This window comes from Blautia sp. SC05B48, assembly GCF_005848555.1.
Lineage (GTDB): Bacteria > Bacillota > Clostridia > Lachnospirales > Lachnospiraceae > Blautia_A.
The window spans coordinates 658720-682438 of sequence record NZ_CP040518.1 but is presented as its reverse complement, the minus strand read 5'-3'; the positions used below and the strand labels follow the sequence as shown (position 1 = coordinate 682438).

Sequence of the window (23719 nt, the reverse complement as noted above, 5' to 3'; positions counted from 1 at the left end):
GTAACAGATACAGTAATTATTTACAGCAGCATGATCAGGAGGGATTATTGTGAAGAGAAGAGTTGTGGCAATTTTTCTTAGTCTGACATTATGCATGGGCGGAACTCTGGAAGCCGGCGCTGCGGCTTTGGGAAGTACAGACGTGCAGATGGCAGCAGAGACAGCCGGCGATCCGGCTGAGGATGTATTCAGTGATGAAGAGGGAACGACTGTACAGCAGCCGAAGACAGAAGCGGATCAGACAGGTAGTACTGACAGTTCAGAAGAAACACCGGCTGAACCGGAGAATCCGGCAGAGACACCGGATGTTATAGAAACACCGGAGATTACAGAAACACCGGAAACTACAGAGACACCGGAGGTTACAGAAGCACCGGATGCGACACCGGAGGACAGTACAGATCCGGGTGATGATTTCAGTGCAGGTGATGCACGGGAACTGGATGCACCGGCAACAGATACCGCAGTACAGAACAAAGTAGAGAACAACAAGGCAGAGGAAACTTTTGCTACCGGAGCATCACTGGTAAACGGTGTAGTCGTTGCAAAGACAAGTGACTGGGTTTCTGCAAACGGTTTTTACAGACTCCGCAAAAAGAAGGTTGCTGCATCTGCAGCCCCGGAGGGAAAAGCTTCTGAGGATCCGGCAGAAAGCAGCGAAGAAGAGCAGAAAACAGTTGATGAAACAGCTGTAGCAGCACAGGAAGTACAGCAGACTGAAGCGCTTCAGGATGGTGCAGCAGAGAGTGAGCAGGCTCAGGCAATCCAGAATGAGTCAGCAGAAGGAGAGCAGGAGACTGCAGCCGAGGAAGGTGCAGCAGAAGAAGTTTCTACAGAGGAAGTATCCGCAGCAGAAGCTTCTACAGAGACAGCATCCACAGAGACAGCATCCACAGAGACAGCACCCGCAGAAACAGAAGCTGCAGCCGAAACATCAGAGAGCGTAGATAATGCAGAGACTCTTGCCATGGATGAAGGGAATGCTTCTCTGGCATCAGAAACAGGTTCCATCGAAGACAATTATTTTACTGCACAGGATGGTCTTCTTAAGATCGATACCAACGGACATGTGGGATATTATCTTTTTAATGAAGACGGATATCTGGTAACCGGCCGTATGACCCGTGAGCCGGGTGCAGCAGGTTATACCGGAACACAGAAGACAGAATGGTATTTCCTTGAAAGCTCAAAAGCTTCCCTGTATTCGGATTCCACCGGAAAAGCGATCACACCGTGGACATCCAATCTTGGCCAGCAGAAGAGAAATTACTGGTTATGGACAGGAACTATTTTCCGCTATTATAATTCTCAGGGTGATTACAAATCCATAGAGGCTCAGAACCTTGCAGGCAAGATCAAGAAGATCGGAAATGCTTATTATACATTGATGCGTAACGGAAAACCGCGAACAGGGATCCTGAAGCTGACAACCGGTTCCACAACATATCAGTATTACTTCCAGCCGGCATCAAAGGAAGGAGAGATCCCAGGAAAGCTCTTTTATGGCGGATGGACATATGTTTTAAACAGCAAAAATCAGAAACGTTTTATCTATTGTAGCCCGAAGGCTGCCACACGTGGACAGATCATGAAACATGGAGTTTATGTATCACCTGTAATGTCCAAGAAATATCGGTACATGCTGAATGCCAGCGGCTATGTTATGACGAATACAATGGCGAAGGCGCAGAATAACGCATATTATATTACAGACAGCAAGGGCCGCGTCATTACAAAAAAACTTGTGAAGTATAAAGGCAGCAGATATTATTTCGGAGACAATGGCCAGAGAGTTTCCTGGAAGAATTGCTGGCATGGTTGCCCGGGTGCATCCAACAAGATTTATTATTTCGGAAGTACAGCAGGAAAGATTGTTGAAAAATATGGCTGGCAGAAGGTGACCGATGCAAAAGGCCAGTTCTTCGGATGGTTTTATTTCGACAAAAATGGAAATCATTATAAGAGCCAGATGGTAACAAACAAGTCCTCCAAAAAGAGCTATTATTTCAACAGCACAGGACAGCTTGCAACCGGAAAGACCAAGATCGGTAAAAATTATTATTTCTTTGCAACATCAGATGCTAATGCGCGCAGAGGCTGGATGTACAAGAGTACATTGATCCGTTACCAGAATAAGTGGTATTATGCAGGCGGCAACGGCGTTCTGAAAAAATCAGGCTGGCAGAAGGTCGGTAAATACTGGTACTATCTGCAGAACTATACCGTTGTGACAAATAAATCCATGAAGCGTGGTTCCGTAAATGGTTATCTGGACAGCCAGGGACGTTTCTCCACCGGTTGGGTGATCGTCAGCGATTATTATGATCAGGTTAAATATATTGATCCGGACAGCGGTTCCAGGTATCTGACCAACACAAGCAGATGGATCAATGGAAAACTATATTACTTTGATAAGAACGGTTACCGTCGCAATGATGTTTCCAGTATTTATGGCGGACCATATTACCTGGAGGTTGACAAGACTAACGGTGTTATGACTGTATATACAAACAGCAGCAAGACGATTCCGGTTAAGACGATCCGTGTTTCTGTAGGTCTCGCCGGAACACCTACATGGGATGGTACATACAGACTGACCCGCAGTCTGAGGTGGCAGCCACTGATGGGACCGTCCTGGGGACAGTACGGAACACATGTTGACGGATGCGGACAGGGAGGAATCTTTATCCATTCTGTAGCTGGCTCGACCAGGAGTGTTTACAATCTTCCGGCAGGTGAGTACCTGAAACTTGGTCAGCCGGCATCTCACGGATGTATCCGTGCCTGTGTGGCTGATGCGAAGTGGGTATATGAGAACTGTAACGGTTCTACGATCCACATTTACAGCAGCGGAAATTACGTTAACAATGAAGCCTTCAAGGGACCTTTAGGCCGCAGACCGCTGGCAACCTTCCGTGGAGCTGGAAACTTTGATCCTACAGACCCGGAAGTTCCGTGATCTTTGCCGAACAGTACCAGAAAGAAATATATAGAATAACAGAAGACCGATGTTCAGCCATAAAGAGCTGACATCGGTCTTTTTCCATATATGGCTTTACTTTCCATTTTTTCATATGTATAATAAAAGTTATACACAAATTAACAACATACTTTATGGAAGGAAACTAAAATGAAAAACTGGAAGAAATGGCTGGCGGCAGGCTGTATGGCAGCACTGCTGGGAATCGGAACAATGGGAACTACAGCGATGGCCATGGGCGGCGGAGGCGTAGACCGAAGCGAGGCAGTTGCTGAGGAAGAAAAGGTCCCCAGCGGGAAGGCAACACAGAATTCCAGGGTAAGTTCAAAGGCCTGGAAGAAGATCAACGGTGTCTGCTATAACGGAAGCGGCCAGAAGCTGGAAGGTGCTGTTACACGTGGGATCGATGTTTCCGAGTGGCAGGATACCATCAATTGGGCACAGGTCAAAAAGTCCAATGTAGATTTTGCCTTTGTCAGGATTTCCTATGGCCTGAACCATCTGGATAACACATATGATTACAACATGAAACAGGCAGAGAAGGCAGGTGTTCCGACAGGAACCTATGTGTACAGCCTTGCACTGAACACACAGCAGGCACTGAAGGAAGCACAACTTGCCATCCGTAAAATGGATGGATATAAAGTATCCTATCCGGTGGTTTATGACATTGAATATGATCAGATGCGTAATCTTTCCGCATCACAGATCGCGGATCTGGCAAAAACCTTCTGCAATGAGGTAAAAAAAGCCGGATATCATCCAATGATCTACTGCAATACAGACTGGTATGACAACAAGCTTGACTGGAGTAAGATGACAGGGTATGATGTATGGCTTGCACGATATGGTGATACGATCCTGGCTCCTGACAAGAAAAAGTACAAATATACCATCTGGCAGTCCACCGATGGTGACGGCGGAGGATATCTGAACACCACCAAGGGGCTGGTTGCGGGAATCCCGTCTTATTCTACTGTAGATATTGACTTCGGTTATGTTGATTATACCAAGATCATCACACCCAGATGGCATGCACAGACCGGATACAAAGCATCCACCAGACCGGATACCAGCAACTATAAAGGAAAAACCGGCTGGGCAACAGAGAACGGAAAGAAATTCTATTATGTCAATGGTGTCAAAAAATACGGCTGGGTTCAGGTGAAAAATAAGAAATATTATATCCATAAGACCGCAGGAATGTACCGCTCAAGGCTGATCAGGGATTCCAGGAACATTTCCAGATATGTAGACAAAAATGGAGTCCTTGTGAAAAATACCTGGATTACCTATAAGGAGAAAAAATATTATTTTGACAAAAACGGACATGCATTAAAGGGCATGAAAAAGGTGGGAAAGAACTATTATTATTTTCAGGCCAAATATGGATACATGATGAGACACGTGCGGTATATGAACAGCAGGAATGATGTATATTATTTTGGCGGTGACGGCGTTATGGTCAAAAATGTATTCTATACATGGAGCGGAAACGATGAAAGCCATACCTATTATTTTGGCTCCAATGGAAAGATGCAGAGAGGCTGGCTCAAACTGGACGGAAAGAGATATTATTTTGATCCGGAAACAGGAATCATGTACAAAAACTGTACAATTAAGAAAAACGGAAAGAGCTATACATTCGATGAAGATGGCGTATACACAACTGTATCCGCAGCAAATAAGAAAAAATAAAAAAATGCCGACAGCGAACGTAAAGCTGCCGGCATTTTTATGATCATAAGGTATAAATAAGGATTCCCAGGATGATGATCAGATTTCCGATGATCTTTCCGCGGGAAATTTTTTCTTTCAGGATCCGCCAGGAAAACAGCAGGACAAAAACATAGGCGGCAGTATCGATCACCGGCCCGAATTTCATATCCACTTTGGTGTAGCACCAGGTATTCAGGAGCAGCACTCCGAAAAAGATACCATAGGCCAGGATCACCCGCCAGTTCAGATATTCCCGGAGGGGATTTTTGTATTCCATATTGGCACTCTGCTTCAGAAGTACCTGGGAAATTGCCGAAAAAAAGGTTCCGGCCAGCATGATCAGCATAAATGTTCTATTCATATCTCTGCACCATCCAGACTCCGATCAGAACGATCAGGATGCCGATGATGTTCTGAAGCGAAAGATTTTCGTGAAAAATGATCACAGCCCATACCTGGGACCACAGAAGATAGACACTTTTGTTGGCGTAGGCCGTGGAAAGAGAAAATTTTTTGATCACCTGCTGCCATGCAATGGCGTAGATCCCACAGTTTGCGATCATAAGAAAAAGAAATACATAGAGAAGAGGACTATGAAGTCCTTCTTTATTATAATAAACCGATGCAAGCTTGGAAAAAACGCTGGTAAGAGAAAACAGCAGGATATTCAGATGAAGCTGAATATAATCTTTGATTTTTGTCATGTTTCCTCCATATCATAAATGTGATTATCATAGACTGATAATCAATATATATCATCTGGCAGGTTTATGCAAGAAAATGTTTGAACAATGTAACGGTTTACAACAGGAAATGAAAATGATAAGATTAAACGATAAGTGTCAATTGATACAAAAGAGAGGAAAAACGATATGTGTTTATATTCAGTGGTTGTTCCTGTATACAATTCAGAACATACGCTGCAGGAACTGTACACTCGTCTGGAAAAAGTATTCCGGGAAACGATAAAAGAAGAATTTGAACTGATCCTTGTAGATGACGGGTCCAAAGACCGGTCTTTTGCGGTTATGCAAGAACTCCGGGAAAAAGATTCCCGTGTCAAGATCATCCAGATGGCAAGGAATTTCGGACAGCATCCTGCGCTTCTGTGCGGATTTGCCCACACAAAGGGAGAGTTCATAGTAACTATGGATGATGACCTTCAGCATCAGCCCGAGGAGCTCCCCAAAATGATCAATGTAATGAAGGAACGTGACGATGTGGATGTGATCATCGCAAGTTATGAAGGACGTAAGCATAATCTGATCCGGAAGCTGGGCACAAAGCTGTCTGTATGGGCAACTTCCAAAATGCTCGGCAAGGATCCGAACCTTCAGATCACCAGTTATCGACTGATACGTCGGTTTCTGGTGGAAGCCATGCTGAAAACCAATACATATCTTCCGCAGATCGGAAATCTTCTGGTTTTAAGCTCCAACCGTATCATCAATGTTCCGGTGCAGCATGCAGCACGTGCATATGGAAAGAGCGGATATTCTTTTCGCCGCCTTGTGAAGGATCTCATCTATGATATTACTGCCCATACGGCATTTCCGCTGCTTATGGTGCGAAACATCGGCATTGCCAGTTTTCTGGTAAGCTTTTTATTGGGGATCTATTATCTGGTGAGATATTTTCTGTGTGGGATCTCAGTGGAAGGCTGGACATCCCTGATGCTTGTGATGCTGGCATTTTTCGGACTGACATTGCTTTCAATCGGGATCATCGGTATTTATCTCATGAATATTCTCAATGAGGCCAAAAAGATGCCGCACTATGTGATCCGTCAGGAGGAGACAGACTGATGAAAAAAGAGATCGGCGGCTATCTGGAACTGGAAGAACCGGCGGGACAGGAATATTATCCTGATCTCTGCGGCGTGAATCTCGGAAGAACAGCGCTTCTGTGGCTGATGGAAGCACGTAAGTGCAGAAAGATCTACCTGCCATTTTTTCTCTGCGATTCCGTAACCGGTGCCTGTGAGAGATCCGGGGCAGAAATCGAATTTTATCATATGGATGAAGGTCTGCATCCGGTCTTTGAGGAGAGAACACTTTCGGAAGGAGAATATCTGTATCTGGTAAACTATTATGGCCAGCTTACCGATGATAAGATTCGGAAATATAAAAAAATCTATGGAAATATCATTGTGGATCATACGCATGCGTTTTTTCAGAAACCGCTGCCTGGCGTGGACACTCTGTATTCCTGCAGAAAATTTCTCGGAGTCAGTGACGGAGCATATCTGTCTACCGATGCGGAGCTGGAACCGGAAAAGAAGCCTCTGGACCATTCCATGGGAAGAATGGAGCATATTCTGGGACGTTATGAATATGATGCCGGAACCTTCTATCAGAAAATGCTGGATAATGCAGCAAATTATCATGAGATGGAGATCCGCCGAATGTCCCGTCTGACCGGAAACCTCCTCAGGACTATGGATTATTCCGGTATCAAAACAAGAAGAGAAAAGAACTACCGTCTGCTGGCGAAGCTTCTTCCTTCAAGGAATGCTTTTACAGGGAAGATGCCGGAGGGACCGTTTGCCTATCCGTATTATCATAAGAACGGATTGGAGCTTCGCCACTGGCTGGCAGGCCGTAAGATTTTTGTGCCAACAAACTGGCGCAATATCCTGGAAGAATTTGACAGGGATACCATGGAATATGACTGGGCTGCCAATGTGCTGCCGCTTCCCTGTGATCAGAGATACGGGGCAGAAGAAATGCAGTATATCGCGGATTCCATAAGAGAATGGGAGGAAACGGAATCATGAAACACAGATTGCTGATATTGGGAACACTGGGAGAATTTGTGCAGCTGGTGCAGAAGGCCCGCGAAAAAGGATACTACACCATTGTCTGCGACGGATATCCGGATGGTCCGGCAAGAGAATTTGCAGATGAGGCATTTCAGATCCCGGTAACAGATACGGAACAGATCGCCTGTCTCTGCCGAGAAAAAGAGATTGATGGTATCATCACATCCTTTTCCGACCTTCTTCTGGAATGTATGGTAAAGATCGCGGACCGGGCAGGAATCCCCTGTTATCTGAAACCGGAGCAGCTTCCCTGGTATCGTGATAAATCAGCGACCAGAGCACTGCTTACTGAACTGGGACTTCCCACTCCGGGCTTTCGAAAAATCCCGATCGCATATTTTAAAGACAGGTCCAAAAGAACTCAGCTGAAAGAGCTGCTTGAGGGACTTCGTTATCCGGTGGTCAGCAAGCCACTGGATAAATACGGCTCCCGCGGGATCTATATATCCGAAGATCTGGAGGAGCTGATAAACGGGGCAGAAAAAACAGCAGGATTTTCTGATATGCCGGAGATTTTGGTGGAAGAATATAACGATGGCTATGAATTCAATATGATGACCTGGGTGCGGCATGGAAAAGTCCATGTGATCAGTATTGCAGACCGTGAAAAGACATTTGTTGCCAAAGGTGAGATCCCCATCAGCACAAGAAATGTGTATCCTTCCAGATTATTGTCAAAAGTTGAAAAGCCTGCCACAGAACTTCTTCAGACATATGCGGACAGAACCGGCCAGAAAGACGGAGCCCTTTCCATGCAGTTTTTCTGGAATCCGGGAGAAGGTATCCAGGTCTGCGAGATCGCCGCACGATTTTTCGGATATGAGCATGAATTGACCGATATGGTCTATGGATTTAATATGGAAGAGCTTCTTCTTGCATCTCTCTATGATCCGGATAAACTGGAAAAAATGCTTGCAGAACACGATGTTCATAAACCACAGTGTTGTGGAGCTGTCATTTATTTTCAGGGAAGACTTCTTACCATCGGAGATCAGTCTGCGGCAGTTCGGTTGGGAGAGAAAGAACAGGTGGAAAAGCCCTGGATCTTTTATCAGGAAGGAGAGAAGGTCATTGAGCATGGTCCTAATCCGTATCTGGCATTATATTATGTAAAAACAGAGAATCGTAAGGAAATGGATCTTCTCACAGAGGAATTTTATGAGAAAATGCATATTCTGGACCCCAACGGCCAGGAGGTGGCATACCATAATCAGATCCCGGATTATGCACCGGCAGAAAAATAGGCATTGAATTTACAACATGAGTGTGAGAAAATGGAATGTACAGTTAATGTAGAAAAACCATGAAGAATGAGAAATAAAGAGGAAATACATGATTGATTTTAACAGACCTGCGTTTACAGGTAAGGAATTTGAGTACATCCGTGACGCAGTAGAACGAGGAATGCTCTGCGGCGACGGGATCTACACGAAGAAATGTTCTGCATGGATGGAAGAGCGCTTTCATGTGGGCCATGTGATGCTGACAACCTCCTGTACCCATGCACTGGAGATGGCTGCTTTTCTGGCAGATATCCAGCCTGGCGATGAGGTGATCATGCCGTCTTATACTTTTGTATCAACGGCAGATGCATTTGTGCTGCGCGGTGCAAGGATCGTATTTGTGGATATCAGACCGGATACCATGAATATTGACGAGAAGCTGATCGAACAGGCGATCACAGATAAGACCCGTGCGATCGTTCCGGTCCATTATGCAGGAGTAGCCTGCGAGATGGACACGATCATGGAGATTGCCAGAAGGCATGATCTGAAGGTAGTGGAAGACGCGGCCCAGGGTGTGGATGCCTACTATAAGGGAAAAGCCCTTGGTACCATTGGAGATTTTGGCTGCTACAGCTTCCATGAGACTAAGAACTATACCATGGGAGAGGGCGGTGCGATCCTGTTCAACGGGGAGCAATACCTGGAGAAGGCAGAGATCCTGAGAGAAAAAGGAACGGACCGCAGTAAGTTTTTCCGTGGTCAGGTAGATAAATACCGCTGGATGGATTATGGATCATCCTATCTTCCGAGCGAATTGAATGCGGCATATCTTTATGCCCAGCTGGAGCAGCATAAGAAGATCAGCGATAAGCGGATGCAGATCTATGATTTTTACAATGAGAACCTCAGGTTTCTGGCGGAGGAAGGAAAGATCCAGCAGCCTTATGTACCGGAAGAATGCACACATAATGCACATATGTACTACATTAAGGTACATGATATCCAGGTACGCACAAGGCTTCTGAAATATCTCCGCGAAAAGGATATCTGCAGTGTGTTCCATTATGTACCCCTTCATTCCGCACCGGCAGGAAAAAAATTCGGAAGATTTTCCGGAGAAGATGTTTATACTACAAAAGAAAGCGAGCGTCTTATGCGACTGCCCATGTTCTATAATCTGGATATGGAGGATGCGAAGAGAGTTGTGGATGCGATTGCTTCCTTTGATGGGTTTTGAAAGAAGAAGGGGAGAACTATGAAAAAAATAAAAAAATTACTGGCAGTTTTCGCAGCAGTCAGTGTGGCACTGATGCTGCCGTTACAGACCATGGCTGCAGTGGATCTGAATGCGAAATATGACATCAGCACCAACCAGATCCAGGGATGGCCGGCAGGACCGGATATTACCTCAGATACCGGTATCCTGATGGATGCAGACACAGGAGTTGTTCTTTATAACAAGGGCGGAGATGAACAGAGATATCCGGCCAGCATTACCAAGATCATGACCTTGCTGGTGGCAGTGGAGAACTCCACCATGGATGAGAAGGTGACCTTTACAGAGACCGGGGTGCGTAATGTTACGGCAGATTCCAGTAATATCGGCACAAAGGTGGGCGAAGTCCTGACTATGGAGGATTGTCTTCATGCTCTGATCATCCAGTCTGCCAATGACGTTGCGGCACAGATCGCAGAGCATATCGGCGGGACAGAGCAGACATTTATCGATATGATGAACCAGCGCGCCAGTGAGATCGGATGTACCAATACACATTTTGCAAATTCCAGCGGACTTCCGGATGATAATCATTATTCTTCAGCACGGGATATGGCGCTGATCTTCCGAGAAGGCCTGAAAAATGAAACATTCCGTACGGTTGTGGGCACACCGGACTATATCATCCAGCCTACAAATATGAACAGCCAGCAGAGAATCCTGCATACCCATCATCCTATGTTTGCACCGGAAAGCGGATTTTACTATGAAGGCTGCATTGGCGGAAAAACCGGAACTACCGTTGCGGCAGGGCATACACTTGTCACAGGAGTGACCAGAGATAATACCACATATATTGCAGTGACCATGCGTGGAACAGAGCTTTCCAATTCCTGTATGGACAGTACAGCTATGTTCAATTACGCATTTGAGAATTTCACAAAAACAGAAGTAAATGGCGGCTATGTATTCCTTCCAAAAGGGGTGGAGCTGAATTCCCTTACCGAGAAGTCAGAGAATACCAATGGGAAAACAGAAACCGGTTACTATTTCGGAGATTATCTGATCGGTACCGCAAGTGTTGCACAGGCAACTGATACACCGGTACCGGAACCGACCGCTGCGGCAGAGGACAGCCAGGAAGCGGACAGTTCCGAAGCGGAAGCTTCCACAGAATCAGCAGAGGAAGATAACAGCAAAACAACAGAGAAGAGTACAGCCGGAGAGGACTCCAGCGAAAAAAAGAGCATTCCTGCCCTGCGTAAGATCCTTCTTATGATCATGGCAGCGATGATCCTGATCCTGATCGCCCTTCTTGCGGCTCTCAGAATAAAAGAAAAGAAACATCACAAATAAATCAAAACAGAAAAGGAGAAAGAAAAAATGGGAAAAATAAAAGTAACACAGTGCGGAGATATTGAAGGACTGAAAGTGATCGAGCCAACTGTATTTGGTGATTCCAGAGGATATTTCATGGAAACATACAATTATAACGATTTCAAGGAAGCAGGCATTGATGTGGAATTCGTTCAGGACAATCAGTCCAGCTCCCGTTACGGTGTTCTCCGCGGACTTCATTTCCAGATCAGCTATCCTCAGGATAAGCTGGTACGTGTGGTAAACGGAGAAGTGTTTGATGTTGCGGTTGACCTTCGTGAAGGTTCCAAGACCTTTGGAAAATGGTATGGTGTAGTCCTTTCCGCAGAAAACAAGAAACAGTTCTTTATTCCGAAGGGATTTGCTCATGGTTTCCTGGTACTTTCCGAGAATGCAGAGTTCACTTACAAGTGCTCTGATTTCTATCATCCAAACGATGAGGGCGGACTGATCTGGAATGACAAGGACATTAACGTTGAGTGGCCGATCCCGGAAGGCATGGAACTTATTTTCTCCGACAAAGATCAGAAGTGGGGAAGCTTCAAGGAATATAAGAATCGATAAGGAATTGTAGAATGAAGAAAATATTAGCTTTACCGGCGGAGCTGTACCAGAATCGAAAGCTGGTTCTAAGCCTTGCAAAAAATGATTTCAAAACAAAATATGCAGGATCTTATCTTGGTATTGTCTGGGCATTTATCCAGCCTATCGTAACGATCCTGGTCTACTGGTTTGTATTTTCCGTAGGACTGAAGGCCGGAACGGTATCGGATTATCCTTTTGTACTCTATCTGGTATCCGGTATCGTACCGTGGTTTTTCTTCCAGGATGCATTAAACGGTGGAACCAATGCCCTGATCGAATACAATTATCTTGTGAAGAAGGTTGTATTCAAGATCAGCATCCTTCCCATCGTAAAAATAATTTCCGCACTTTTCGTGCATATTTTCTTTTTGGCCTTTGCACTGATCTTATGTGCATGCTACGGATATACACCAAGCCTTTATACACTGCAGATCATTTATTACTCTGTCTGCACTTTCCTTTTTGTACTGGGACTTGTGTATGCTACAAGTGCGATCGTCATTTTTTTCCGTGATCTGGCCCAGATCATCGGTATTTTTCTTCAGGTGGGTGTATGGCTTACACCGATCATGTGGGATATCGACATGCTTTCTTCACATCCATGGCTGATCAAGCTGTTTAAGCTGAATCCGATGTACTATGTAGTTACGGGCTACCGTGATTCCATGCTTGGTCATGTCGGGATCTGGAACCATGCTTCATGGACGATCTATTTCTGGGTAGTTACGATCCTGCTTTTCGGACTGGGATCTGTGATATTCAAACGTCTGAAGCCGCATTTTGCAGATGTGCTTTAATTGAATGCGGATGGCGGATATAAGTCTGATCCGGAGCGTACAGTTCCCATGGGGGATTTGCTCTGTACGGATAAAAAGCAGAACGGTGGCAGATTGTGAGAGTGAACGATTTACACAAAAGTGAGGTTGAAAATGGCAGAAGATATTGCGATTTCAGTAAATGATGTCAGTAAGATGTACAAGCTTTACGATAATCCTATGGATCGTCTTAAGGAGTCCCTGGGATTATCCAGAAAAAAGAAATATAAAGAGCATTATGCGCTCAACCATGTATCCTTTCAGGTGCATAAGGGAGAAACAGTGGGAATTATCGGAACAAATGGTTCCGGAAAATCCACGATCCTGAAGATCATCACCGGCGTACTTTCGCCCACAGCCGGGGAAATAGCCGTAAACGGAAGAATCTCAGCTCTTCTGGAGCTGGGGGCTGGATTTAACGGAGAATATTCCGGACTTGAAAATGTATATCTCAACGGAAGCATGATCGGTTTTTCCAGAGAAGAGATCGATGCCAAGCTGCAGTCCATTCTTGATTTTGCAGATATCGGTGATTTTATCTATCAGCCGGTAAAAACATACTCCAGTGGTATGTTCGTGCGTCTGGCTTTTGCGGTAGCTATCAATATCAATCCGGAGATCCTGATCGTTGATGAGGCTCTTTCCGTGGGAGATGTATTTTTCCAGGCAAAATGTTACCGGAAGTTCGAAGAGTTTAAGGAAATGGGGAAGACCATTCTGTTTGTAAGCCATGACCTGAGCAGTATCGGAAAATACTGTGACCGTGTTGTGCTTCTAAACAAAGGTGAGAAGCTTGCAGAGGGTGGTGCCAAGGAGATGGTCAATCTTTACCGTCGTGTACTGGTCAATCAGTATGACGATGCAGATCTGGAAGAAAACACAGACGATGAAGAAGAGGAACAGGCACCGGAGAACCAGGAAGCCGGAGCAGACGTTTCACTGAAAGCACATACCGGAAGCGGAAAAGCTATGAAGGACAGCCTGAACCTGAATCCCGAGGTTCTGGAATACGGCAGCAAGCTTGGCGAGATCGTGGATTTTGCAATCCGGGATGATACAGGTATGATCACCAATGTGATCGAAAAAGGCAAGAAATTTTCCGTTCAGATGAAAGTGAAGTTCCAGGCAGATGTCAGCGATCCGATCTTTGCATTTACCCTGAAAGATCTGAAAGGCACCGAGATCACAGGAACCAATACCATGTATGAACATACGCCTCTGAAACCGCAAAAAGCAGGCGATGTCCGTGAGATCACCTTCAAACAGGTGATGCCTCTGGAGGCAGGAGAATATATGCTGTGTCTGGGCTGCACCGGATATAAAGATGGTGATTTTACCGTATTTCATCGTCTTTACGATGTGTGTAACCTGACCGTGATCACAGATAAGAAAGCAGTGGGATATTTCGATCTGTTTTCCAAAGTATCTGTGAAATAAGTGGAGGAACGACTATGGCAGAGTTGAATTTAGATTATTATACGGCGAAGGATCATTATTCCGATGGGGATATCGAGGAAACACTTCTGAAAATGGCGCAGGAAGGCAAATCTTTTGAAGACCTGCCGGAGGAAGAGGTGAGTTTTCCAATGATCTACCATTTTTCAGGGGTGCGGGAGAATATTTTAAACTGGTATCCTCTGAAAAAGTCGGATTCCGTTCTTGAGATCGGAGCCGGATGCGGAGCCATTACCGGAATGCTTTGCCGCAAGGCCGGTCATGTGACTTCCGTGGAGCTTTCCAAACGTCGGGCAGATATCAATTATGCGAGAAACAGGGATAAGGAAAATCTGACGATCATGGTTGGAAATCTGAATGACATGATTTTTTCGGAAAAATTCGACTATGTGGTAGTAAACGGTGTGCTGGAGTATGCCATGAGCTTTACCGAGGGAAAAACTCCCTACGAGACATTTCTTCAGCGGATGGGTGCTTATCTGAAGCCTGAGGGAAGACTTCTGATTGCCATTGAGAACAGACTGGGACTGAAGTACTTTGCCGGAGCACCGGAGGATCACACAGATCTTCATTTTTTCGGGATCAACGGATATCCGGGAAATCAGTCTGTGCGCACCTTTTCCAAGAATGAACTGGGAGAGCTGCTGGAAAACAGCGGCTTTCCTTTTCTGCGCTTTTACTACCCGTATCCGGATTATAAATTTCCGACAGAGATTTTTACAGATGAGAGCCTTTATACCAATTCCTACGGAAGAAGCTATCCTGTATACACAGACAAAACAGCAGATCTTTTTGCAGAAAGTGAAGGCGTAAAGGCCTTCGAAAAAGAGAAGATCCTGGACAGCTTTGTGAATTCTTTTCTTGTGGAAGCAGGACGTACCGAAAACCGGAACCCGGAGGAAATCCTTTATGTGAAGCTGAACCAGGAGCGAAAAGAAAAGTTCCGTCTTCTGACCAGGATCGTCCGGGAGAACGGAGAGATCCGTGCGGAAAAAGAGGCTATGGCGCCCCAGGCTGAGAAATTTGTGGAAAAACTGGAAAAAACCGGAACAGAGAGTACCGGATCCGATAAATACAAGAATCTTCCCTGCAGGGCAGCAAACGGAAAGATCTCTTATCCACTTCTTACCGGAAAAACTCTTCACCAGGAAATAGCAGAGCTTGCCCATAAAGAAGATATTGAAGAGATCAAGGCACTTCTTAAAAAATTCTATCAGGAATTTTTTGGGGCTCGTCAGGCTGTGGATTACAGGACAGGAGAGTTCCGCGAGGTATTTGGTGATCATCCTGGAAGAAATGATTACGAATGTGTCTGCCCGGCCAATGTGGACCTGATCTGCAGCAACATCTTTATGGGAGAAAAGGAAAATCAGATCATAGATTATGAGTGGATGTTTGATTTCCCTGTGCCTGTGAATTTTATCATGTGGCGCCTGATCCATGAACTGTATACACATATTCCTGAGCTGCCACGGTTATGTCATGAGGATGAGATGATGGCGGAGTTTGACATCAGCTATACAGACTATGAGATATTTATGAATTGGACTATGCATTTCGTCTATGAGTATGTGGGCTGTGGTTCTCTGATCCCGTTTGAACAGAAAAAAGTGCCGGTTTCCGTAACAGAGCTGGTGAACAGAGAAAGAGAAAAGAACCAGATGCACAGCAAGATGTACTATGACTTTGGTGAGGGATTCTGTGAAGAGCATACACTTTATGCAGAGGGAAAACTTTCCGGAAACCGTTTCCGGGTAGAGTTTGCGCTTTCTGGTATCAAAGGAATACGAAATCTCCGCTGGAATCCTGCAAACGGTCATTTCCTGAAAGTGAAGATAGAGCGTCTGGACTGCGGATGCAGTGCGGAGCTTGAGCCTCAGGGTATCCATATGAAAGTGGATAACAGTACCACTGTGTTTTTTACCACCGAGGGCTTTTATCTTATCGATGTTACACACCCGGAAAATGTGGACAGGATCGTAATAGAGGGAAAACTTGACTGCCTTGAGCTTCCGGATGTGGAAAAACTTCTGGCCTTTGAAAAAGAGCGTGAAGTACGAAGAGAACAGGAGCGTGTCAGAAAAGAGGCTGAACGTGCCGCAAAGCAGGCTGCAGAGGAAGCAGCCCGTGCGCAGGAAGAGGCCCTTCGTCATCCAGGCAAAAAAGCGCAGGTAAAGAAACTGGTCAAAAAAGTTCTTCGTTATCATACAGAGCCGGCAGCAGTGATGGGAGTGGAGACAACTCCTACCTGTATGGGCAGTGTTGATTTCTTCCATTATGAGAATGGCACCTTAAATGCCATTGGCTGGGCCTTTGATCCGACGTTTGCGTCTATGGGACAGCCAAGGATCGCATTTTATCAGGGAACACAGAAGCTTCAGGAGGCTTCCTGTACTACGATCTACCGTACGGATGTGGCTAATGCCATTGGAAACCCGGATGCGGAAAGTGCCGGATTTTCTTTCCTGGCAACGGTTCTTGCGCCGGCAGAGACTTCTGTTTTCCTGGAATACGGAACCGCAGCGGATACCGGAAGATTCCTTATCGGAAAGATCCCGGGAACCAGGGATCAGAAAGAGCTTCTGGTATACGCGATCGAAGATCCGAAGAGTATCGGAAATCTCCGCCATTTCAAACAGCGTCATGTACGCAGCACGAGAAAGGCATATCCACAGGCAGTCTATCAGCAGAAGGTAGATGTGATCGTGCCAGTTTACAACGGACTGGAGTATTTTGATGCCCTGTTTTCCGGAATTGAAAAGACAAAGGTTCCATATCGTCTGATCCTCGTAAATGACAAGAGCCCGGATCCTGAAGTAGGAAACTATCTGGAAAAATATGCCGCAGAGCATGACAATGTGGTACTTCTGAATAATGAGACCAATATGGGCTTCCTTCCGTCTGTAAACCGTGGATTAAAGATGGCGGAAAATCATGTTGCCCTTGTAAATACAGATGTGGAGGTTCCGGAAGAGTGGCTGGAGCGCCTGATGCTTCCGATCTTTGCAAAGGAAAATATTGCAACCACCACACCATTTACCACCTGCGGAACCATCTGCAGCTTCCCGGATTTCTGCCGGGATAACAAACTGTTTGAGGGAATGCCGCTGTGGGAGATCGATGATGAATTCCGCATGATCCGTCCGCAGTATCCGGCCATGCCTACCGGTGTGGGCTTCTGCATGGGTATGAACCTGAAAGCAATCCAGGAGGTTGGCCTTCTGGATGAGGAGAATTTCGGAAAAGGCTACGGTGAGGAGAATGACTGGTGCCAGCGTGCCATAGCTGCAGGCTATGAGAACGTGCATGTGGATAACCTGTTTGTATATCACAAGCATGGTGGAAGTTTCCCGTCTGAGGAAAAGCAGAGACTCCTGAAAGAGCACAGTGAGGCGCTGCTCCGCAAGCATCCGGATTACAACAAGGATACTGCGGATTACTGCAGAAGAGACCCGCTTCGGCCGGTAAGACTTTACGTGGAAATGAAGCTTCTCAACAGGAAGCTGGATGTGCCTACTATTGTGGCCTTTGACCATGATCTCGGCGGTGGTGCCACGGCTTATCTTGTGGAGAAAAGACGTCTGGCTCTGCGGGAAGGATACCGTTTTGTGACCATTCGCTATAATATCGTAAGCAATCGTTTTTACTTTACGTATCAGTATAAGCAGTATGAGATGGAATTTTTTGCAAATGATCTGGAAACTGCCCTTGGTGAGCTGATGCGTGTGGATGAGATCTGGATCAACGAGCTTGTGACCTATCAGAATCTTTACGGAACCCTGGAACGTATCCTGCGTCTTAAGAGAGAGCAGGGGGCGAAGCTCCTTATGCTTCTTCATGATTTCTTTGCCCTTTGTCCGGCAGTGAATCTGATCGATGCAGAAGGAAAATACTGTGGTGTTCCATCCTGTGAGGTCTGTGATAAATGTATTCCGGATAACCGCAGCAATGCCTGCACAGAATACGGAACCGGAACTCTCTGGCGTACAAAATTCCGGGAATTTCTGTCAAACTGTGATGAGATCCGTGCATTTTCCGATGATACGGCAAGGCTGTTCAAGCGTGCTTATCCGGATGTATACAATCTCCATGTGATCCCTCATGCACCTCATTACCTTCCGGCAGTGAAAAAAAATAAAAAGACCACAGAGACCTTTAACATTGGTCTTATCGGCGTACTCTGCTACAAAAAAGGCCTGGAAGTTGTGAAGGCACTTGCGGGATATATCGAAGAGAATGAACTGAATATCCGTCTGAGACTGATCGGTACTTCCGACGAAGAGATCGAAAGTCCGGTATTTTCCCAGACAGGAAGATATACAAGAGAGGAGATCCCGAGACTTACCCTGGAGCAGGATATTGATATGTTCCTGATCCCGTCCGTATGGCCGGAGACCTTCTCCTACACAACCTCGGAAATCATTTCCATGGGATTTCCGGTAGCTGTACTTCCGGTAGGTGCACCTGTAGAACGTGTGAAACGCTATGCCAAGGGCCTTGTTCTGAAAGATGAGCAGCCGGAGAATATTGTGGAAGAGATGATTTCTCTGTGGAAAACTCTCGGCGGAAGTGAACTCCCTGTGGAAAAACGCAGGCTTCTTTTTGTAGGAGAGGAGATTTCCTTTGCTTCCAGATACCGTGTGGAGCATTTCCGGGAGCAGCTGATCCTTAAAGGCTATGCATCGAAGTTTATCCAGATGGATCAGGCAGAGCAGGAAAAGATCGAGGAATATACAGCGATCGTGATGTACCGCTGCAGCAAGCTGATGGAAGCAGAAATGCTTGCCAACCGGGCGAAATCAGCCGGAATCCCTGTTTACTATGATGTGGATGACCTGGTATTTGATTACGAAAAAATTTCCGGACTGCATTTCCTGAAGGGAAGCGAGTACAGTGACTTCTGCACAACTACAGACCGTATCCGCGGATGTATGGGATTCTGCGACGGATATTTTACATCCACGGAGACGCTGGCAGGAGAGATCCGGGCAGAATTCCCGGGAAAACCGGTGGTGATCAACCGTAACTGTATGAGTATGGAGATGGAAATCCTGTCTCACGAGGCTGTGGAGCAGACAGACAAGGCTAAAGACCGGATCTATATCGGATATTTAAGTGGTTCCAAAACCCATGATCAGGATTTTGCCCAGGTGGAGGCAGCACTTCTGGAGGTGATGGAGCGCCACCCGAAGGTTTACCTGAAGCTGGTGGGGGTGCTGGATGAATCCGGAATGGAGCCGGTGCAGAACCGCATCGAGAAGCTTCCGTTTATGGACTGGAGACAGCTGCCTGCCGTGATCGCAGGACTTGATATCAATCTGATGCCGCTGGAGAACAGCCTGTTCCATTGGTGTAAATCCGAGAATAAGTGGACAGAGGCTGCCCTTGTAAAGGTTCCAAGTGTCATGAGCCGTAACTGTGAGATGGAATACGTGGTCGAAAACGGAAAAGATGGCTGGATGTGCACCACAAAAGAAGAGTGGGTCAATGCCCTGGAAGCTCTGGTAACCGATGAGAAGGCCAGAAAAGCTATGGGTGAGGCCGCACATCAGAAGGTTATGGAACATTACCTTACAGTAAATACCGGAAAGGATGCAATGGAGGAATTGTTATGCAGCGAGAGCTATACGAAGTAGAAAAGGACAGGTTTGACCTGAAGGACAGTTCTCTGTATCACCTTCAGGGGATCTGGCCGAAGAATCATAAGCCGGAAGCCGTTCTTGACGGGGAAAAGCTTCCGGCAGCCATCAGTGCCCAGGAGCGTGTCAGCGCCCTGGAGCGCTTTAAGGATCTGGATCTGGTAAACGGAGAACGTGTGCAGATGGAAATCTGCCTGCCGGATCTGGAGGGCAAAAAGAAGCTTGTTGTTTATGCGGTAAAGGGTGAAAAACGTATCCGGTGGTTTTCTGTTTCGGCAGCACAGCTTTACAGGAAACAGGGAAAACCGCAGTACTTTATCGAGAGCATCGAGGTGGAAGCTGGGGAAAAAATCTGCCGTGTCCGTGGGTGGGCAGCCTTTAACAGCCCCCTGACCATACGCCTGGAGGATCGCAGCCGGAATGAAATCCCCTGCGAGATCACCAGACTGAAACGTGTGGATGTACAGAATCAGTACCAGGAAACAGAGATCGATGAGAAGAGCGGTTTTTTCTTTGAATTCCATTATGACAGTGTGAAGGACTTCTACATTGTATTTGAGGCAGGCAATGTGCGGACACTTCGTCTGGTACATCTGCAGCCACAGAAGCGCCTTGCGGAGAAAGCTGCGGTATATTTCCGTAAGGGAAGCCGTTACATGAAGCTTCACGGAGCAGCAGCCCTTACCGGAAAGGTATTCGGAAAGGTGCTGGACCGTAAAAACCGTCCGGTGGATTATTCCAAATGGATCGTGAAGCATCTGCCGGACAAGGCAGAGCTTGCAGAAGAAAGAAAAACGAAATTTTCCAGGAATCCAAAATTCAGTATCGTGATCCCGCTTTACAAAACACCGGAGAAATACCTCCAGCAGTTAGTGGATTCCATAGAAGCCCAGACCTACGGGAACTGGGAGCTCTGTCTTTCTGACGGAAGCGGAGCAGATTCTCCTCTTACCGATTATCTGAACAGGCTGGAAAAAAGTGATGACAGGATCCGCGTGATCCGCAACGACCAGGCACTTCAGATCGCAGAGAATACCAATGCGGCCATGAAAGCGGCAACAGGAGATTTTATCGTGTTTGCAGATCATGATGATGAGCTGACGCCGGACGCCTTGTTCCGGTGTGTGAAAGCGCTGAATGAGGATCCGGAACTTAAGGTTCTGTATTCCGATGAAGATAAGATGTCCATGGATGGGCACAAATTCTTCCAGCCGCATTTCAAACCGGACTTCAATATTGATCTTTTGTGTACAGTAAACTACATCTGCCATCTTTTTGTCGTAAAAAAAGAGATCGTGGATCAGATCGGAATGCTGAAAAAGGAATTTGACGGTGCACAGGATTATGATTTTGTATTCCGCTGTGTGGAAGCTGCGGGAAGAGAGCAGATCCATCATATCCCCAGGATCCTTTATCACTGGAGATGCCATGAGGATTCCACAGCAGAGAATCCGGAAAGCAAAATGTATGCCTTTGATGCAGGAGCACGTGCCATCAAGGCTCATTATGACAGGATCGGAGTTCCGGTGGAAATCGAAAAGGGTGAATATCTTGGACTTTACCGTACAAAATTCCTCTGGGAGGAAAAACCGCTGATCTCCATCATTATCCCCAACAAGGATCACATCGATGATCTGAAGAGATGCATTGATTCCATCGAAGAAAAGGCGACTTACCGCAATTATGAGTATGTGATCGTGGAGAACAACAGTACGGAGGATGAGACCTTTGCTTACTATAAAGAGCTGGAAGCATCCAATCCGAAAGCCCATGTGGTGTACTGGGATGGTATTTTCAACTATTCTGCCATCAATAATTTCGGAGCTGCTCATGCTAAGGGTGACTATCTGCTTCTTCTCAACAACGATACGGAGATCATCAGCCCGGACTGTCTGGAGCAGCTTCTGGGATACTGTATGAGACCGGATGTGGGAGCTGTAGGAGCGCGGCTCTATTATGAGGATGACACCGTGCAGCATGCAGGAGTAGTCGTTGGTTTCGGCGGCATTGCGGGACACTGCTTTGTGCAGCAGAAGAGAGACGCTACCGGATACTGCCACAGGATCATCTGTGCCCAGGATTACAGCGCTGTAACAGCAGCCTGCATGATGGTGAAGCGTGAGGCCTTTGATAAGGTTCACGGATTAAGTGAGGAATTTCAGGTTGCCTTTAATGACATAGATTTCTGCCTCCGTTTGGGAAAAGCCGGATATCTGGTTGTATACAATCCTTATGCGGAGCTTTATCACTATGAATCCAAATCCAGAGGTCTTGAGGATACACCGGAAAAGGTGGCAAGATTTAACCGTGAGATCGCTTCCTTTGAGAAGCACTGGCCGGAGATCCTCCGTGACGGAGATCCTTACTATAATCCGAACCTTACACTGGAGAGCCAGGATTTCTCTCTGAAGCGGATATAGGAGGTTATATTTTGGAAAAGAAAAAAATCTGGAAGGATGAGAGAGTTCAGGCAGGAGTTCTTGTCCTGGCAGCATTTCTGCTCCTGACCGCATGGGCGTTCATGCAGCCGCTGGGGGCAGGCCCCGATGAAAAAATGCGCTACATGGTGGCGCAGTATCTTCATGCACATTCGGGAAAGCTGCCTCTTGGAGATGAACCCACCATCCGTGATGCGACCTGGGGGATTTCCTATGCTTATTATCCGATCCTTTCCTACATGGTATCTGCTGTATTTATGGGAATCGCAGGTCTGTTCCATGCATCTGCAGACGGATTGCTCCATGCGGCGAGAATGGCAGATGTGCTCTTTGTGACCGGAGCGGTATATTTTGTGGTGAAAGCATCCGGAAAGCTCTTTCCGAAAGAGGGAAGATGGCTGTTTGCCGCACTGGCAGGCTTTATGCCGCAGGCATTGTTTCTGGGAACTTATGTAAATACGGATTCCCTGGCACTTTTATCCATGGCGATGATCCTGTATTCCTGGGCCTGTTATCTGGAAGCGGGAGACTGGAGCTTCAGAAATTCAATCCTTCTGGCTGTTGGAATGGCAGTCTGTGCACTGTCCTACTATAATGCCTACGGATGGATCTTATGCAGTTTCCTGTTTTTCTGCCTGACAGTCCTTCTGTGCAGGGAAGAGCCGGTAAAACAGAGAGTTGCATTTCTGTTCCGGAGAGGGATCGTGATCGCGGCAGTAACCCTTGCTTTATGCGGCTGGTGGTTTATACGAAATGCCGTTCTCTATGACGGAGATCTTATCGGAAGAAAGGCCTGTGCACAGTGTGCGGAAAAATATGCGGCTGTTGATTACAGGCCGTCCAGATACCCTACACCGGAGAAGCTGAACTGGTCATGGAAGGATATCCTTCTGTATCAGGACCCGGGCTGGCAGCATAACTGGCTGCTGACAGTTCTGGTAAGCTTTATCGGAACCTTTGGCCTGATGCAGATCTATATGCCTTATAGTGTGAGCAAGGCATATTTCCTGTTCTTTGGAATGGGTGGGATCGGTATTTTGACCATGTTGGGAATGTTTTATCCGAAGAAACGTACTGTGGTAAAAGAACGAAAAGCAGCAGGAAGTGAAAAGCTGAAGATAAAAACGATAACAGTGTACGATAAATGGGACAGAAAAGGAATCTTTCATCTGTTGCTGATCCTTCTGATCCTGATCCCTGTGGGTCTGTTTATGTATTATGTATATTATAGTGACAACCAGGCACAGGGACGTTATATCATGCCGGCACTGTATCCGGCTATGTATTTTGTGACAGCCGGCTGGAACCGTCTGCTTGAGCGTTTTGTAAAAAAAGAAAATATCAGAATGTGGATATACCGGGTCCTGACAGCACTTCTGGCTGCTTCTCCGTTTTTATGCTATATCTTTCTGGTAGTTCCGTTTTATGGCTGACACCCCGATGGGTGA

Annotated in this window: 15 protein-coding genes; 13 read left to right on the top strand and 2 right to left on the bottom strand. The window is 46.3% G+C overall.

Annotation, left to right across the window (positions count from 1 at the left end):
- Positions 1–49 precede the first annotated feature (49 nt).
- Together EYS05_RS02985 and EYS05_RS02980 are read left to right on the top strand one after the other, a co-directional pair.
- Positions 50–2959: a L,D-transpeptidase gene (locus EYS05_RS02985; protein ID WP_138276582.1), complete on the top strand. Its 2910-nt coding sequence runs from the start codon at positions 50–52 to the stop codon at positions 2957–2959.
- Between the two features lie 171 nt (positions 2960–3130).
- Positions 3131–4678 carry a GH25 family lysozyme gene (locus EYS05_RS02980; protein ID WP_138276581.1) on the top strand — a complete coding sequence of 516 codons (1548 nt, stop codon included), beginning with the start codon at positions 3131–3133 and terminating at the stop codon, positions 4676–4678.
- Between the two features lie 43 nt (positions 4679–4721).
- Here the strand turns inward: EYS05_RS02980 and EYS05_RS02975 are convergent, their stop codons facing one another.
- Both EYS05_RS02975 and EYS05_RS02970 read right to left on the bottom strand, forming a co-directional pair.
- The gene (locus EYS05_RS02975) at positions 4722–5060 is read right to left on the bottom strand and encodes an EamA family transporter (protein WP_118515012.1); all 339 of its coding nucleotides are present in this window, start codon (positions 5058–5060) and stop codon (positions 4722–4724) included.
- On the bottom strand, positions 5053–5403 hold the full coding sequence (locus EYS05_RS02970) for an EamA family transporter (protein ID WP_015527420.1): 351 nt from the start codon (positions 5401–5403) through the stop codon (positions 5053–5055). The genes EYS05_RS02975 and EYS05_RS02970 overlap by 8 nt, the downstream gene beginning before the upstream one ends.
- 168 nt (positions 5404–5571) lie before the next feature.
- Here EYS05_RS02970 and EYS05_RS02965 point away from each other — a divergent pair, with 168 nt between their 5' ends.
- The 11 genes from EYS05_RS02965 (at position 5572) to EYS05_RS02915 (ending at position 23704) form a co-directional block, all read left to right on the top strand.
- Entirely contained in the window at positions 5572–6504 is a 933-nt protein-coding gene (locus tag EYS05_RS02965; RefSeq protein WP_118515010.1) for a glycosyltransferase family 2 protein, read from the top strand.
- Positions 6504–7475, top strand: coding sequence for a hypothetical protein (locus EYS05_RS02960; protein WP_174235825.1), 972 nt, complete (start codon positions 6504–6506; stop codon positions 7473–7475). Before EYS05_RS02965 ends, EYS05_RS02960 begins: the two co-directional genes overlap by 1 nt.
- Entirely contained in the window at positions 7472–8764 is a 1293-nt protein-coding gene (locus tag EYS05_RS02955) for an ATP-grasp domain-containing protein (RefSeq protein ID WP_138276580.1), read from the top strand. The genes EYS05_RS02960 and EYS05_RS02955 overlap by 4 nt, the downstream gene beginning before the upstream one ends.
- A gap of 88 nt (positions 8765–8852) precedes the next feature.
- A complete protein-coding gene (gene rffA, locus EYS05_RS02950; RefSeq protein ID WP_138276579.1) occupies positions 8853–9983 on the top strand; it encodes a dTDP-4-amino-4,6-dideoxygalactose transaminase in 1131 nt (376 codons plus the stop codon).
- Between the two features lie 18 nt (positions 9984–10001).
- Positions 10002–11318 (top strand): D-alanyl-D-alanine carboxypeptidase family protein, encoded by a 1317-nt coding sequence (locus tag EYS05_RS02945; protein WP_138276578.1) that lies wholly within the window; start codon positions 10002–10004, stop codon positions 11316–11318.
- Positions 11319–11345: 27 nt separating this feature from the next.
- Positions 11346–11903 (top strand): dTDP-4-dehydrorhamnose 3,5-epimerase, encoded by a 558-nt coding sequence (gene rfbC / locus EYS05_RS02940; RefSeq protein WP_138276577.1) that lies wholly within the window; start codon positions 11346–11348, stop codon positions 11901–11903.
- A gap of 11 nt (positions 11904–11914) precedes the next feature.
- Positions 11915–12721, top strand: a complete 807-nt coding sequence (locus EYS05_RS02935) for an ABC transporter permease (RefSeq protein ID WP_138276576.1) — start codon at positions 11915–11917, stop codon at positions 12719–12721.
- Positions 12722–12853: 132 nt separating this feature from the next.
- Complete coding sequence (locus EYS05_RS02930; protein ID WP_138276575.1) at positions 12854–14176, top strand: ABC transporter ATP-binding protein; 1323 nt, start codon at positions 12854–12856, stop codon at positions 14174–14176.
- A gap of 14 nt (positions 14177–14190) precedes the next feature.
- Positions 14191–19830, top strand: coding sequence for a glycosyltransferase (locus tag EYS05_RS02925; RefSeq protein WP_138276574.1), 5640 nt, complete (start codon positions 14191–14193; stop codon positions 19828–19830).
- On the top strand, positions 19806–22253 hold the full coding sequence (locus EYS05_RS02920) for a glycosyltransferase family 2 protein (protein ID WP_138276573.1): 2448 nt from the start codon (positions 19806–19808) through the stop codon (positions 22251–22253). The genes EYS05_RS02925 and EYS05_RS02920 overlap by 25 nt, the downstream gene beginning before the upstream one ends.
- A gap of 11 nt (positions 22254–22264) precedes the next feature.
- Positions 22265–23704 carry an ArnT family glycosyltransferase gene (locus EYS05_RS02915; protein WP_243119195.1) on the top strand — a complete coding sequence of 480 codons (1440 nt, stop codon included), beginning with the start codon at positions 22265–22267 and terminating at the stop codon, positions 23702–23704.
- Positions 23705–23719: the final 15 nt, after the last annotated feature.